The 14925-nt window shown below is 68.6% G+C and carries 15 protein-coding genes; 8 read left to right on the top strand and 7 right to left on the bottom strand.

The window, feature by feature from the left end:
- Positions 1-9: 9 nt before the first annotated feature.
- From ACLJPD_RS25280 to cobC, 3 genes are all read right to left on the bottom strand, one after another.
- A complete protein-coding gene (locus tag ACLJPD_RS25280) occupies positions 10-747 on the bottom strand; it encodes a zinc ribbon domain-containing protein (RefSeq protein WP_410875330.1) in 738 nt (245 codons plus the stop codon).
- A gap of 142 nt (positions 748-889) precedes the next feature.
- Positions 890-2005, bottom strand: a complete 1116-nt coding sequence (locus ACLJPD_RS25275; RefSeq protein ID WP_410875329.1) for a Nif3-like dinuclear metal center hexameric protein — start codon at positions 2003-2005, stop codon at positions 890-892.
- 66 nt (positions 2006-2071) lie between these two features.
- Positions 2072-3157: an Rv2231c family pyridoxal phosphate-dependent protein CobC gene (gene cobC / locus ACLJPD_RS25270; RefSeq protein WP_410875328.1), complete on the bottom strand. Its 1086-nt coding sequence runs from the start codon at positions 3155-3157 to the stop codon at positions 2072-2074.
- A gap of 44 nt (positions 3158-3201) precedes the next feature.
- Between cobC and ACLJPD_RS25265 the strand changes: the two genes are divergently transcribed.
- Positions 3202-3705: a low molecular weight protein-tyrosine-phosphatase gene (locus tag ACLJPD_RS25265; RefSeq protein ID WP_410875326.1), complete on the top strand. Its 504-nt coding sequence runs from the start codon at positions 3202-3204 to the stop codon at positions 3703-3705.
- A complete protein-coding gene (locus tag ACLJPD_RS25260) occupies positions 3705-4553 on the top strand; it encodes an SURF1 family protein (RefSeq protein WP_410875324.1) in 849 nt (282 codons plus the stop codon). Before ACLJPD_RS25265 ends, ACLJPD_RS25260 begins: the two co-directional genes overlap by 1 nt.
- Before the next feature lie 45 nt (positions 4554-4598).
- Here the strand turns inward: ACLJPD_RS25260 and ACLJPD_RS25255 are convergent, their stop codons facing one another.
- Entirely contained in the window at positions 4599-5531 is a 933-nt protein-coding gene (locus ACLJPD_RS25255; RefSeq protein ID WP_410875322.1) for a cobalamin biosynthesis protein, read from the bottom strand.
- A gap of 116 nt (positions 5532-5647) precedes the next feature.
- Between ACLJPD_RS25255 and sigJ the strand changes: the two genes are divergently transcribed.
- The 4 genes from sigJ to ACLJPD_RS25235 all read left to right on the top strand — a co-directional run bounded on the left by sigJ (position 5648) and on the right by ACLJPD_RS25235 (position 8301).
- Positions 5648-6574, top strand: coding sequence for an RNA polymerase sigma factor SigJ (gene sigJ / locus ACLJPD_RS25250; RefSeq protein ID WP_410875320.1), 927 nt, complete (start codon positions 5648-5650; stop codon positions 6572-6574).
- Between the two features lie 273 nt (positions 6575-6847).
- Positions 6848-7363, top strand: a complete 516-nt coding sequence (locus ACLJPD_RS25245; protein ID WP_410875319.1) for a gamma carbonic anhydrase family protein — start codon at positions 6848-6850, stop codon at positions 7361-7363.
- A 118-nt stretch (positions 7364-7481) separates the two neighbouring features.
- Positions 7482-7670, top strand: a complete 189-nt coding sequence (locus tag ACLJPD_RS25240; protein WP_410875317.1) for a hypothetical protein — start codon at positions 7482-7484, stop codon at positions 7668-7670.
- A gap of 7 nt (positions 7671-7677) precedes the next feature.
- Positions 7678-8301 carry a TetR/AcrR family transcriptional regulator gene (locus ACLJPD_RS25235; RefSeq protein WP_410875315.1) on the top strand — a complete coding sequence of 208 codons (624 nt, stop codon included), beginning with the start codon at positions 7678-7680 and terminating at the stop codon, positions 8299-8301.
- On the opposite strand, the gene ACLJPD_RS25230 is transcribed toward ACLJPD_RS25235, so the two are convergent.
- Positions 8269-10050: an Eco57I restriction-modification methylase domain-containing protein gene (locus ACLJPD_RS25230; protein WP_410875313.1), complete on the bottom strand. Its 1782-nt coding sequence runs from the start codon at positions 10048-10050 to the stop codon at positions 8269-8271. The genes ACLJPD_RS25235 and ACLJPD_RS25230 overlap by 33 nt on opposite strands.
- Before the next feature lie 173 nt (positions 10051-10223).
- Here ACLJPD_RS25230 and ACLJPD_RS25225 point away from each other — a divergent pair, with 173 nt between their 5' ends.
- Positions 10224-12044 carry a vWA domain-containing protein gene (locus tag ACLJPD_RS25225; RefSeq protein WP_410875311.1) on the top strand — a complete coding sequence of 607 codons (1821 nt, stop codon included), beginning with the start codon at positions 10224-10226 and terminating at the stop codon, positions 12042-12044.
- A 104-nt stretch (positions 12045-12148) separates the two neighbouring features.
- Positions 12149-12844: a nitroreductase gene (locus tag ACLJPD_RS25220; protein ID WP_410875310.1), complete on the top strand. Its 696-nt coding sequence runs from the start codon at positions 12149-12151 to the stop codon at positions 12842-12844.
- 14 nt (positions 12845-12858) lie between these two features.
- Here ACLJPD_RS25220 and ACLJPD_RS25215 read toward each other — a convergent pair whose 3' ends face one another.
- Positions 12859-13323: a winged helix-turn-helix transcriptional regulator gene (locus ACLJPD_RS25215; protein WP_410875308.1), complete on the bottom strand. Its 465-nt coding sequence runs from the start codon at positions 13321-13323 to the stop codon at positions 12859-12861.
- 78 nt (positions 13324-13401) lie between these two features.
- On the bottom strand, positions 13402-14832 hold the full coding sequence (locus tag ACLJPD_RS25210; protein WP_410875307.1) for an acyl-CoA carboxylase subunit beta: 1431 nt from the start codon (positions 14830-14832) through the stop codon (positions 13402-13404).
- Between the last annotated feature and the right edge of the window lie 93 nt (positions 14833-14925).

The raw sequence follows: 14925 nt of genomic DNA, 5'->3' as shown, positions 1-14925 counted from the left end.
CTACTCCGATCACAGCCCGGATTCCTTGGTGCGCACCATGATCGCGCTGCATTCCGGGCAGCGCAGCACCGCGTCGGGCGCGGCCTTGGCGATGCGCTGCATCTCGCCGCGGTCGATCTCGATCCGGCAGGCGCCGCAGCGACGGGCCTGCAGCAGGGCCGCGCCGACACCGTGTGCCGAGCGCTGCTTGTCGTAGACGGCGATCAGCTCGGCGGGGAACAGGCCGATCAGCTCGGAGCGGTCCTTCTCGCAACGCTGCTGCGCCACTTCGAGATCGGCCATCGCCTCGTCGCGCAGGCGTTCGGCGACTTCGAGGTCCTGGTCGGCCTTGCTCAGCCGCGCACCCGCGTGGTCGTGGTCGGCGAGCATCGCCTCACGCTGCTCCATCACGGTCAGCAGCTCGTCCTCGAGCACCGAGCGGCGCCGCTCCAAGCTGCCCAGTTCGTGCTGGAGCTCGGAGAGCTGCTTGGCGGCGACGGTGCCCGCGGTGAGCATGCCGCGGTCGCGGTCCTCACGCTTGCGGACAGCCTCGACCTCGCCCTCGAGCTTGCGGATGTCGCGATCCAGATCGTCGATGCCGATCTCCACCGCCACGGCCGCGTCCTTGTAGCCGTTACGCTCGGCCGCCAGCCGTGCCACTTCCTGCTGTTCCGGCAGCGCGGAACGGCGGTGGGCGATGCGCGTCAACTCGGCATCGACTCCTGCGAGCTGCAACAGCTTGGTCTGGACCGACGGTTCGACATTCAACGCGCACGAACTCCTGAACAGTGGATGGATGGATCGATCAACCGTACCGCGCCGCGGGGTGTGATCTCGCCAAGACCCGAAGACAACGGGTCCGGGCGTGCGCGGTGTGTGTCGGTCTACCTCGGGGTGCCGCGGGGAGTGTCTAGCCGCTGACCGTCCACGGGTCGGTGCGCAAGGTGCAGACCCGGGTTTCCACGGCGGGCAGGGCGATGTTGACGAACTGTTCGGCCTGGCCGCACCAGGGGAACTCGGTGGCCCAGTGGGCGGCGTCGATGAGGGCGGGCCCGCCACGGCGGAGGTGTTCGTCGACGGGGTGGTGGCGCAGGTCGGAGGTGAGGTAGGCGTCGACGCCCGCGCGAATGGCTTTGTCGAGGTAGGAGTCGCCCGCGCCGCCGCAGACCGCGACTCGTCGGACCAGGCGGTCGGGGTCGCCTGCGGCGCGCACGCCCCAGACCGTGCGCGGGAGCCCGACGCCGACGCGGGCCGTGAACTCGCGCAGGGTTTCGGGCTGCGGGAGTTCGCCGATGCGGCCGATGCCGAGCGAGGACGGCAGGGGTGCGCGTTCGGTGACGTGGTAGGCGGGTTCCTCGTAGGGGTGCGCGGCGCGCAAGGCGGCGAGGACGGCCAGGCGGGAGGTCGGGGGCGCGACCACTTCGACCGCGTCCTCGGTGACGGTTTCGACCGTGCCGATCGCGCCGATCGCCGGGTTGGCGCCCGCGACGGGCAGGAATTGACCGGTTCCCGAGGTGTACCAGGCGGCTTCGCGGTAGTCACCGATCGCGCCCGCGCCCGCTGTGAACAGGGCCGACATCAACGAGGCGGTGTGGGTCTGGGGCACCTGGATGACCCATTTGTCCACGGAGACAATCGGTTTGGGATCAAGCGGGCCCGTGACAGTGAGACCGACGGCGGCGGCGAGCGCGTCGGAAACACCCGGATCGGCGGAGTCGGCGTTGGTGTGGGCGGAGAACAGGGCGCACCCGGATCGGATCAACCGGTGCAGCAGTGCGCCTTTCGGCGTATCGGCGGCCACGGTGTCGACGCCGCGCAACAAGAGCGGGTGATGCACGACCAAAGCCTGTGCGCCCCAGGCGATTGCCTCATCGACCACCGCGGCGGTCGCGTCGACAGCGAACATCACCTTGGTGACCTCCTGCGCCGGATCACCGCACACGAGCCCCACCGAGTCCCATGATTCGGCCAGCCTCGGCGGGTATGCCGCGTCGAGTACCCCGATCAGTTCGGCCAGGTCGGTCACCGCCGCCTCCTTCGTTTCGTGGGAATGTTCGTCTCGGTGCTCACGCGGTGTTCGGGTAGTGCCGATTCACCACAGTGCCGCATTCACAGCCTCGATCAACCGGTCGACTTCGCCGACACCACGAACCGCGACGCGGAGGTGGTCGGGACCGAGCCCGGGGAAAGTGTCGGCGCGGCGGACCGCGATGCCGTGATCGGCGAGGCGTTTGCGCAGGAGTGCGCCATCGGGGACGCGCAGCAGGAGGAACGGGCCGGTGGCCGGGGTGTGGACGTCGAGGCCGAGTGCGGTGAGTCGGTCGATCATGGCCGTGCGGTCGGCTGCGATGCGGTCGGCGTAGCGCCGGGACTCCGCGACGGCCGACGGTTCGGCGGTGGCGATGATCGCCTCGAGCTGGAGGGTGCCCAGCGGCCAGTGGGGGCGGCCATGGGTCAGGCGGGCCAGGACTTCGGGGGCGCCGAGGGCATAGCCGCAGCGCAGGCCCGCCAGCGCCCAGGTCTTGGTGAGGCTGCGGAGAACGAGGACATCAGGGGCCGAAAGACCGGCCAGCGACTCCGGTTCACCCACAGCGCCCGGACTCGCCCCGCGAAGGGCAGAGCTCATGCCGGAGGACGCGACCGCGTCAGCGAACGCTTCGTCTACGACGACGATCCGACCGGGGCGGCGCAGCGCTTCGATCGTCTCAGCGGGATGCAGGATCGAGGTCGGGTTGGTGGGGTTGCCGAGAACTACGAGGTCGGCTTCGTCCGGAACCAGGGCGGGGTCGAGGGTGTACGGGCGGTCCAGGATCACGCGGGTGACCGGGACGGCCGCCTCGCGCAGGGCGAGTTCCGGCTCGGTGAAGGACGGGTGGATGACAGCGGCGAGGCGGGGAGCGAGGCGGGGCAGCATCGCGAAGCCCTCGGCGGCGCCTGCCAGCAGAAGTACCTCGTCGGGTGAGCGGCCGTGGCGGGCGGCGACGGCGGCGCGGGCGGCGTGCTCGTCGGCGGCGCTCGGGTAGCGGCCCAGGTCGGTGAGGCGGGCCGCGAGGCGTTCGCGCAGCCAAGCGGGTGGGGCCAGGCCCTGCACGTTCACCGCGAAATCGAGCATGCCGGGGCGGGCGTCCACGTCGCCGTGGTGGCGCAACATCGCGGGGTCGACGGAGTCCTCGAGCACAACTGAACACCCTACGTGGCGGCGATCGCGCAGCACCGGCGACAATGGGTCGCGTGGAACCGTTGCACGTGACCTTCATCTGCACAGGCAACATCTGCCGCTCGCCGATGGCCGCGAAGATGTTCGAGGCGCACCTCTACCGAGCCGGTCTCGCGAACTGGGTGCGGGTGAGCAGTGCGGGCACCGGCTCGTGGCATGTCGGCGATCCGGCCGACCCGCGGACCGAGGCGACCCTGCGTCGCGCCGGCTACCCGACCGAGCATGTCGCGGCGACCTTCGGTCCCGAGCACAGCGACGCCGACCTGATCGTCGCCTTGGACACCGGGCACGACCGCGAGCTCGCGCACCGCGGCGTCCCCACCGACCAGCGCAGGCTCCTGCGCAGCTTCGATCGCGCTGCCGACGGCCGCGATGTGCCCGACCCGTACTACGGCGACCAGTCCGACTTCGACCTCGTGCGCGACCAGATCGAAGCCGCCATCCCCGGCCTGCTCGACTGGGTCCACGCCGAACTCGACGCCCGCAACCCCGCCGACGTGCCACGCTGATGCGCAAACTCACCTTTCTGTTGCGCCCAAGCTGGCTGATCCTCGCCGTGATCGTGGCCGCGTTCGCCTACCTGTGCTTCACCGTCCTTGCGCCGTGGCAGCTCGGCAAGAACGACAGCACCGAGCACCGCAATCAGCTGATCGCCGACTCCGTGCGGGCCGACCCCGTGGCCGTGACGGAGGTCCTCGACGGTGACTCCGGTACCCATACGGAATGGCGCAAGGTGACCGCGACCGGCACCTTCGTCCCCGAGTCCACCGTTCTGGTGCGTCTGCGCCACGTGGACGGCGCCCCCGGATACGCCGTCCTCGCCGCCTTCCGCCTCGACGACGGCCGCACTCTCCTGGTCGACCGCGGCCTGGTCGCCTCGGTCGACGGCACCCGCCCACCCGCGATCGCCGACCCACCCCCGGGACAACAACGCATCGAAGCCCGGGTCCGAGCCTCCGAGGGCGTGGTCCCCGACAAGGCACCGAGCACCCAGGACGGTTTCCGCCAGGTGTACACGGTCGACACCACCCAGGAATCCACCGTCCTCGGCACCCCCCTCACCCCCTTGCCCACCGGCACCGACAAGGGCGGCTACCTCCAACTGGCCGAGGGCCAACCCGGCGCCTTCAAGCCGACTCCGCTCCCCCAACTGGACGCGGGCCCCTACCTCTCCTACGGCCTCCAGTGGTTGGCCTTCGGCCTCATGGCCCCGCTTGGCCTCGGCTATTTCGTCGTAGCCGAGCTCCGAGCCCGCCGCCGAGACCGAGCGCAATCGGCGCCCACCGAGTCGACCTCCACCTCGACACCCGCCGCGCCCAGCACCGAAGCCCGCCTCGCCGACCGCTACGGCCGCTGACTGTCCACCTGCCCGGCCCGCATGATCACCGGGTTGCCGTCGCACCTACCGCCTACGTAAGGCACTGATCGCGACAGCCACCGCGAGCGCTCCGACCTGCACACCCGCCGACATCCGCACAGCGCGCCGCAAGTCCGCGGGACTCGGTGTCGGACCGTCGCCGAGGGTCGGGCGAAGTTCGATCCCGTGGCGATACTGGGTACGACCCCCGAGCCGAATCCCGAGCGCACCGGCCATGGCCGCTTCGACAACTCCCGCATTGGGACTCGGATGCTCAGCGGCATCGCGTCGCCATGCGCGCAACGCACCCGACGGCTTCCCACCGACGAGCGACGCGAGACCAGCGGTGAGCAGCCCGGTGACACGGGCTGGGACGAGATTGGCCACATCGTCGGTACGAGCGGCAGCCCAGCCGAACCGCTCGTACCGCTCGTTGCGGTAGCCGATCATCGCGTCGAGCGTGTTGACCGCCCGATAACCGAGCACTCCCGGCACACCCGCGACCGCACCCCACAGCAGCGGAGCGACAGCCGCGTCCGACGTGTTCTCGGCGATGGATTCGAGCGCGGCACGCGCGAGCCCCTCGGCATCGAGCACCGACGGGTCGCGTCCACACAGCGACGGCAACAGTTCGCGCGCACCGGTGAGATCCTCGGCTTCGAGTCGGTCGGCCATGGCATGTCCGGCGCGGACGAGGCTGCGCCCGCCCAGCGCGGTCCACGTCGCCAGCGCGGTCACCAGCACACCGCCGTACCCCCTACCGCGGGAGGCGAGCACACCGACTCCGACGACCGACCCGACCGCGACAACCTCGTGCACCACCCCTGCACGCCGATCATCGGCATAGGTCGACTTCTCCAATGCCACTGCCGCCGAACCGAATCCGGCCACCGGATGCCACCGCCGCGGATCGGCGAATACCCGATCGATCACGAATCCCAGCACCAGCCCCGCCGCCGTCGACGTCCCTTTCCGCACCGGCCGAGGGTATCCCCAGCCGGGAATGTCACACCCGGCGCCGCTGGTTCGTCATCACTGTGACGGCGCTTCTAGACTCGCCGGGACCGAGCAAGATCAACCGAACGGCGCACACCATGACCTCACCGCAGCCTCTCGATCAGGCCGAACTGGCCCGCCGCTTCGAGGAACACCGCCTCTACCTGCGCCGACTCGCCTACAGCACGCTCGGCAGCATCAGTGACGCCGAGGACGTCGTCCAAGACGCGTGGCTGCGCCTGCAACGGCAGTTCGAAGCGGGCAAGTCGGACGAGATCGACAACCTGCGCGCCTGGCTCACCACCGTCGTCGGCCGCCTCGCCCTGGACCAGCTCGGGTCCGCCCGCGTACGCCGCGAACAGTACGTCGGCGAATGGCTACCGGAACCGGAGGTCACTTCCTGGGACGATCCGGCCGACCGCATCTCCCAGGACGAACGCGTCACCACCGCGCTCCTGGTCGTGCTCGAGTCGCTCTCACCGGCCGAACGCACCGCGTTCGTGCTGCAAGATGTGTTCGGCATGACCGGCCCCGAGGTCGCCGAGGTGGTCGGGCGCACCCCCGCCGCGGTCCGGCAACTAGCCTCCCGCGCCCGCAAGCATGTCGAGAACGGCACCCCACGTTTTCCCGCTACCCCCGTCGAACAGGAGAAGGTCGTCTCGGCATTCTCGCTCGCCTGGCGCTCCGGTGACCTGAGTTCGCTGCTCGGGGTGCTCGACGAGAACGTGGTCCTCACCGCCGACGGCGGCGGCAAGGTGCCCGCCATCCGTCAGCCGGTGCGCGGCGCCGAACTCATCGCCAAGATGCTGCTCGGCTGGTACAACACCGCGGACGGCTGGGGCCGGGCCGTACTGGTCAACGGCATGCCCGGCCTGATCGTCTTCGACGGCACCCACGCGGGCGTCTTCTCGTTCGTCGTCGACGCAGGCCGCGTCACCGCGATCACTGTCGTGCGCAACCCCGACAAGCTGCGCGACCTGCCCATCGAGGGCGCACCGGACTGGTACCTGGGCGGCGGCAAGTAGACGGACCGGACCAAGATCATCAGGCCGTGGCGGATTCTTGTTCTCGGACGATGCCTACGCCATGGCCTGGTGATCACACGTCCAGCTGACCGCGCCGGTCATGCGCCGAGGGAATACCCGTGTGCGGCCGCGACTTCGGGCGACAACAGCGTGCCGTCGACAGCCGCGAGGCCGGCGGATGCGGCCTCGATCGCGTGTCGCCGCCATGCCTACGCCGGAGCGGCGGCGCAGCCCACCGCGCGCGGTGTCGCGGGGCAGCGCCATAATCGGTTCATGATCATCAAGGTGAGCGGCTTCACGCCTGAAATCGACGACACGGCCTGGATCGCGCCGAACGCGACCGTGATCGGCCGGGTGCGGGTGGGTGCCGAGGTCGGTGTCTGGTACTCGGCGGTGCTGCGCGGTGACCTCGAACAGATCACCATTGGGGCGCGCACCAATATCCAGGACGGCTGCGTGCTGCACGCCGACCCCGGTTTCGCGCTCACCGTCGGCACCGGAGTCTCAGTGGGACACAACGCGATTCTGCACGGTTGCACCATCGGCGACGATGTTCTCGTCGGCATGGGCGCGACGGTGCTCAACGGCGCGGTGATCGGCGCGGGCAGCCTGATCGCGGCCAATGCCCTGATTCCCGAGGGTGCGCAGATTCCGCCCGGTTCGCTCGTGGCCGGTGTGCCGGGCAAGGTGCGTCGCGAGCTGACCCCGGCCCAGCAGGACGGGATCAAGCTCAACGCGGCGGTATACCTACACAATCTGACCAACCATCGCGACGCCGAGGTGTTGTGACCCGTCACACTGAGCAAGTGACCAGTAGGGAACCCTGATAGCATTTTGTCCTGCGTACTTCGTGGCCGATCATGAGAATGGCGATCGACACCGGATACGCGAGGCAGGAGGTATCACGGTGGCATACGTGCATTCCGGTGTGCGCCGACCGGCAGGGCGGCTCAGCGTGGCCGATATCGCGGCCCAGCCCGGCGGGATCGAAGCACTCCAATCCCGCGTTCACGAACTCCGTTCTCGCGGGGTACATTTCGCGGCCAATGCGATCGAGCAGGAGATGGCCGCATTGGATCTACCCCCACAGGGATAATGGGGTAATGCCTACCGTTTCGTCGATCCTCGCGCGGATACTCGACAAGCCCGTCACCGACGGCGAGAAGCTGCTCGACAGTGCGCTGTCGGCGTTTCTGGATTTCGGGATCAAACGCACGAGCATGGGCGAGATCGCTCGGCGGGCCGGAATCAGCCCGGCCACCCTCTACCGGCGCTTCGAATCCAAGAACGATCTGGTCGAAGCCGTCGGCGTGCGTGAGGCGCAGCGCTATGTGACCGAGATCGACGAGCGGGTGCGCGCTGTCACCGAACCCGGCGAACAGCTGGTCGAGATCTTCGTCGCCTTCGTCACCACCATCGCGGGCAATGAGCTGCTGCGCCGGTTGCTCAGTACCGAGCCGGAGATCATTCTGCCCCGCCTCACCACCGAAGCCGGGCCGATCCTCGCCGTCGGGCGCGCGTATCTGGCGGAGAAGTTGCGCGAGCTCCAGGTCAGCGCGCCGGTGCCGGAATTCGATCCTGATCTGGTCGCCGAGATCATGGCGCGGCTCGCCCTGTCGCTGGCACTGACCCCGGACGGCCTCATCCCGCTCGACGACGCCGAAGCCGGGCGCGAGTTCGCGCGGCGCACACTGCTACCGATGGTCGGCATCCGCGACATCCACTGAGACGCCGAACGCCGCCTCGACCACCTCATCGATGCCCGAATCGGCTACCGACACGCCATCTTCCAGTAACGCGCGCACCCTTCGTACGACCTCACCCGCCGCCGGACAGCCCGGATCGGGCAGCGGCAGTCGCGCTACGTACTGGGTGATCCAGCGGCGTCGGCCCGAGTACAGCCGGTTGCCGCAGACCGCGTCGTAGAACCGCAGGCCCAGCGCCGAATTCGCCACGCCCATCAGGAGATACGCAAGATCGGTGGCCGAATCTCCGAGGTCGGTGAGCGAGATCCAGTAGCAGTCACCGTTGACGACCGCGCCCGACCGATCGAGGGCGAACCGTGGACGTTCGCTGATGTCCGGGAAAACCAATTTCGGTGCGCCCCAGAGATGTGGGCGCTGCGGAACCCAGATCTCGAACCACTTCCGGCCACCGTCGAGGACGTAGCGCCTGCCCGAGAGAGCTTGTTCGTGGGACTGCAAATATGCTGCGGCACAAGGAAAATCGGTGAGATCGATCGGAGTGCGGCGGGGCTGCAGCAGATCGTAGGGATAGAGCACCCGCGTGCCGCGCGCCATCGCGATTCGCCAGGGTTGCAGATCGTGGTGAGTGATCAACTCCCGCAACAATTCGGGCTCAGGGGTCGGGTCCATCTGATCCCACCGGTCCGAGATGAACACCCGATCCGCCGTCGTCTTGATCCCCACCCTGATGCGCGCGGCCTCCCCGAACGAGCGCCAGGTGCGATCGGCGATCCGCCCGAGCCAGTGGTCTACCGAGGGGCGGGACATGCGCCAGGCGGTGTCACCGTGACGGTCGAACCGGACACCGTCGACCGCCTGCGACGTCGGCTCCGCGCTCACCAGCCCCACATTCGGCGGGTTCGCCACCGCATGCCCGCCGGTGGCCGGATCGCGCGCCACGATCTCGCCCGTCGCCAGTACGCCGACCTCCACCGCGAACACCCGCCCCCCGACACCGACGAGACAGGCGTCGTCGCCCGCCAGCGCCTCGAAAAGCTCGACAGCGCAATCGGGTTCGACACCCAGTTCCTCATAGACCGAGACGTAGCGACAGCCGGTCGGGCCGGTAGCGCGCAGGGCCACGGTGATCGCGGGCAGCACCGCGGCGGCGAAGAGTTTGGTGTCGCCGAGGTCGTAGAGCTCCACCGGAGTCAGTTCACCGGTGAGGATCCGACGGAGGTTCGCCCCCGCCCTGGTTGTGAGAAACCGGTTGGCACAGAGCAATCCGAGCACTCCCCCGGCAGCCAACAGCCGCGGTGCGATGGCCACGAAGGGATGGGTGAGGTCGATCCGTCCACGCAGGCCGAACTGTTTGCTCAGCAACTGAGCGGTCGCACCGCCCAGTTGCTGGGTCCGCACGTACGGCGGATTGCTGATGATCAGGTCGAACGAGCCGTCGGCCAGATCAGCGGACGTCGCCAGGAAATCGCCCGCACGGCAATCTATTTCGACGCCGAGGTCAGCAGCCCGCCCCGCGGTTTCCTCGACAGCCTGTCGATCCAGGTCATAACCTGTGAGGCGCATCTCGGCATCCGGTGCGCTGGCGGCTATTTCCCGATGGACCGCCAGCAACAGCTCGCCGTCCCCACAGGCCGGGTCGAGCACACGCAGCACCCCGGTGGGTGGCGCGTACCGCAGCGCCCGGCGCGCCAGGAACCGCGCGAGCTCCGGTGGCGTGTAGTGCCTGCCGTGCCGCTTGCGCTCCTGCGCGTCGCGGGCCTGCAAAGCCATGCGGTCGATTGTGCCCCGGAACTGTCCCGATCCGCCGCAGGCGCGAGCTGATACGCCCTCACCTGCCCGAACGTGATCGAGTGTTTCAAACGATGGTGTGCACCACTTCCGCAGGAATAGGGCGATGGGTAACGTCTGTCCGGTTTCACCCCGCTGCACCGAAGACGAGGACGATGCCGAGATTCAGCACGCTGACCGCCGCACTCACCGCCGTAGCTCTCACCGTGCTGACCGCCTCGTTACCGGCCATGGCGCAGGCGGACCCAGGACAGTACGCGCCGACCATGCTCATCCTCGACGCCTCCGGCTCGATGGAGCGGCCCGACCAGGGCGGCACCATGATGGATTCCGCGAAGCGGGCCGTGCGTTCGTTCGTCGCCTCGGCGCCCGCCGAATCCTCGGTCGGACTCACCACCTACGGCACCGGCACCAGCAATGCCGAGGCCGACAAGGTGGCCGGTTGCCGCGACGTCCAGGTGCTGGCGCCGCCGAAAACCATCGACAAGCCCGCCCTCACCACCGCCGTCGACGGCATCCACGCGCGCGGCTGGACCCCGATGGGCACCGCGCTGCGCCAGGCCGCCGACGCGCTGCCCGATTCCGGGCCGCGCTCGATCGTGCTCGTCTCCGACGGTGACGACACCTGTTCACCGCCCGACCCGTGTGAGGTCGCCAAGGAGTTGAAGCAGCACGGCCTCGACCTGATCGTGCATTCGATCGGGTTCGCCGTCGATGACAAGGCGCGCGCCCAGCTCACCTGCGTGGCGCAGGCGACCGGCGGCACCTACAGCGATGCCGACGACGGCGCCGCGCTGGAACGCATTCTGCCGCGGGTGAGTTCGGCCGCGCTGCGCAACTACCAGGCCACCGGCACGCCCATCACCGGCACCGGCACCATCGGCACCGCACCGCTCGCGAAGCCCGGTCAGTACCTCGACACCCTCGGTCAGCGGGAGAAGCGGTACTACGCGGTCGACGTGCCCGAGGGCGCCACGGCCTACTTCACCGGGATCGTCTCGTTCCCCCGCGGCCGGAGCACCTCGACAACCGACGACATGAACGCACTCGACCTTCGCCTTTTCGGGCGCGAGAGCGTGGAATGCGGCACTCGCGAACGGGAACTCGAGTCCAGGTCGAGCGACGGCGCCACCCTCACCGTCGCCAGGGCCTTCGACGGCGCGGCGAAACCGCTGTTCGAGTCCGACAAGTGCACCGGCGCCGGTCGCTACACCTTCGAGCTGACCTGGGATCTGGTGTCGGAGGGTTCGCCCGATCGGTTGCCCGTGGAGATTCTCGTCGGCATCGAACCCGGCGTCACCGATCCCGGCCCGGCGGCCTCGACCGCGAAAACCACGTTCACGGAACCGACGTCGCCTGCCCAGACGATCAGCGGCAGTGGCTCGTTCACGACCGCCGCTACGCTGCCCGGCGGCGGCAGCTACACCGACACCGTGCAGTCGGGCGAGTACGTCTTCTACCGCGTTCGACTCGAGTGGGGGCAGGGGTTGGCCTACCGGGTACGTTTCGCCGAGACCGGCGGCGCCAACAGCACTGCGGCCTCGAACGTGACGACCACGCTGTACGCCCCGCTCGGCATTGAAATCGGCTACGATACCAACGCCTATACCGGCCGCTCGAGCACCGAACTCCGCCTGGCATCGGTGCCGATCCGCTACGCCAACCGCGACAGCTACAACGTTCGCATGCAGTCCATGGCCGGCTGGTATCACCTCGCCGTGAAGGTCGGCATCCCGTCCGGCGCCGACGCCCTGCCGCCGACGCCGGTACAGCTCGACGTCACCGTGTCGGGTGCGGCCGAACCCGGCCCGACCTACGTCGGTGCCAGTGCCGAGCCGACACAACAGCCTGTGGCCGTGAGTGAACCGGCGACGGTCGCCCGGCCGTGGGCCTTCTATGTCCTGATCGGCGCGGGCGTGGCAGTGGCGGTCGGGATCGGTATCGCGATAGTGGTTGTCGCCCGTCGACGCGGCTGAGTCAGGCTGCGCCGACCACCGGATTCGTGGGTTCCGTCGCCGTGACCCAACTGCTAAATTAGTCTCAAAATGAGACCAGTTTGCCGCACCCTAGGAGCCGCGCGATGGCGCAGACCGACCACGACAGCAGCGATTTCGCCACCCTCCAGCGGTTGGCCGACGAACGCTGGAGCTGCCGCCAGTTCACCTCGGAACCGGTCGACCGCGCGACCATCGAACAGCTGCTGACCCTCGCGCAGCGCACTCCCTCGTGGTGCAACACCCAGCCGTGGCAGGTCGTCGTCACCGCGGGCGAAGGTACCGAACGGTTCCGCAAGCAACTGCTCGACCACATCCAAACTGCGGGCAACACACCAGATTTCGAGTTCCCTGCCGCCTACGAGGGCGTCTACCGCGACCGTCGCCGGGCCTGCGGGTTCCAGCTCTACGACAGCGTCGGCATCGTCAAGGGTGACCACGAGAAGACCATGCGCCAGATGGTGCGCAACTTCGAATTCTTCGACGCACCGCACGTCGCCATCGTCACCTCCGAAGCCGACCTCGGCATCTACGGCGCCATCGACTGCGGCCTCTGGCTCGAGAACTTCCTCCTCGGCGCCCAAGCCCTCGGCCTCGGCGCCGCGCCCCAAGCCGCCCTGGCCTCCTACGCGCCGTTCATCCGCGAGTACTTCGACATCCCCGACACCCGCAAGGTCGTCTTCGGCATCTCGTTCGGCCACCCCGACACCACCCACCCGATCAACACCTTCCGCACCGCCCGAGCACCGCTCGAGGACCAGGTCACCTGGCACACCTCCTGAGCCGGGCGGCCAGGTCAGGCGGGACGCGCGGCGGAGGTCATTCCGGGGCCTGCTTCCAGCTCGATATCGCGAGCGGTGACCTCCGCGGCGCACTTGTCGCACGTCAGATGCGCGTGCGCTTCACCCGCGCAGCCGCGATGCCGGTATTCCACCGGCGGCCCATCCGGAGCCATGTACGCATCGCCCCAGTCGCGAATCGCCATCAGGATCGGATAGATCGCATGGCCTTTTTCGGTGAGCCGATACTCCTCGTAGGCGCCGTCGTCGGCGGGCCGTTTCACCAGGATCTCGTGTTCGATCAGCCGATCGAGGCGGTCGCGCAGCCGACTGCGTGAAATCCCCAGCGCGCCCTGGAACGCGTTGAACCGGCGCACTCCGGCGAAGCTGTACTTCAGGATCAGCAAGGTCCAGCGATCCCCGAAGAGCACCAGCGGTCGCGTGATCGAGCACGGGACGTCTGCGAGTTCCTCATAGCGCACCCTGCCATTATGCGCGTGAGCGACCGCCGAGCCACAAGTCGAACCCGGCACTGCGCCGAGACCTGGTGGCAGGTCAGATCACAGCGGGATGTTCTTGTGGTGGCTCTTGCGAGCGGGGGCCGAGGCCAGGGCCGCGGCGATGGTGCTGCGGGTCTTGGCGGGGTCGATGATCTCGTCGACGACGCCGATGGCTACGGCGCGTTCGACGCCGCCCGCGAGCTGCTCGTGTTCGGCGGTGAGGCGTTCGTGCAGGGCTTCGCGCTCGGCTTCGGGGGCGGCGGCGAGAGCCTTCTTGTGGAGGATGCCGACGGCGGCCTTGGCGCCCATGACCGCTACTTCGGAGCCTGGCCAGGCGTAGACGGCGGTGGCGCCGAGGGAACGGGCGTTCATCGCGATGTAGGCGCCGCCGTAGATCTTGCGGGTCACCAGGGTGACGCGGGGAACGCGGGCTTCGGCGAAGGCGTGCAGCAGTTTCGCGCCACGGCGGACCACGCCCTCGAGTTCCTGGCCGACGCCGGGCAGGTAGCCGGGGACATCGGTGACCACGATCAGCGGAATGCCGAACGCGTCGCACAGACGCACGAAACGGGAAGCCTTCTCGGCACTTTCGGAGTTGAGGCAACCGCCCAGGCGCAGCGGGTTGTTGGCCAGGACGCCGACGGTGCGACCGCCGAGACGACCGAGGCCGGTGACCATGCTGCGGGCGTAACCACCCTGCAGTTCCTCGAACGAGGACTCACCGTCGACATTGTCGAGCAGCTCGTGCACGATCGGCTTCACGTCGTAGGCGCGCTTGGCCGACTCCGGCAGCATCGCCTTGAGGTCGACATCGCCGTGCTGGGCCGCGACCAGGTCGAACTCGCCCTGCTCGGCGAACATCGACACCAGTCGACGCGCGCGGTGCATGGCATCGGCCTCGTCGTCGGCGGCGATGTGGCAGACGCCGGACTTCTTGAAGTGTGTGGTGGGACCACCGAGGGTCGCCATGTCGACGTTCTCGCCGGTCACCGAGCGCACGACGTCGGGTCCGGTGACGAACACGCGGCCCTCGGGCGCCATGATGACCACATCGGTCAGCGCGGGACCGTAGGCGGCGCCACCGGCCGCGAAGCCGAGCACCACCGAAATCTGGGGAACAAGGCCGGACGCGCGCACCATGGCCTCGAAGACCAGGCCTACCGCGTGCAGCGCCTCGACACCCTCGGCCAGGCGCGCACCACCGGAGTGCCACAGCCCGACGACGGGAATGCCGGATTCGATCGCGGTATCGATCGCGTCGACGATGTGCTTGCAGCCCTCCACGCCCATCGCGCCACCCATCACGGTGGCGTCGGAGCAGTAGGCCACGGTACGGACACCGTCGACCTCGCCGATCGCGGCGAGCACGCCGGAGCGGTCGCGCGGATGCAGCGGCAGGACGGTGCCGGGATCGAAGAAACGTTGGAGCCGACCCAGTGGGTCGCGCGGATCTGTGGTGGTGTCTTGAAACGCGGGAGCAATGATGGTCATCGCGCTCACTCCTTCGTAAAATTGCCGCGACAGCGGCTGCTGTGGCGAACCGCCGGTTGGGGGTCGAACCATTCAGTTGGCACGACCCCCACC

Origin of the sequence: Nocardia sp. A7 (assembly GCF_046549215.1) — a bacterium.
In the GTDB taxonomy this organism is placed as follows: Bacteria; Actinomycetota; Actinomycetes; order Mycobacteriales; family Mycobacteriaceae; genus Nocardia.
This window is presented reverse-complemented; position numbering and strand designations above follow the sequence as displayed.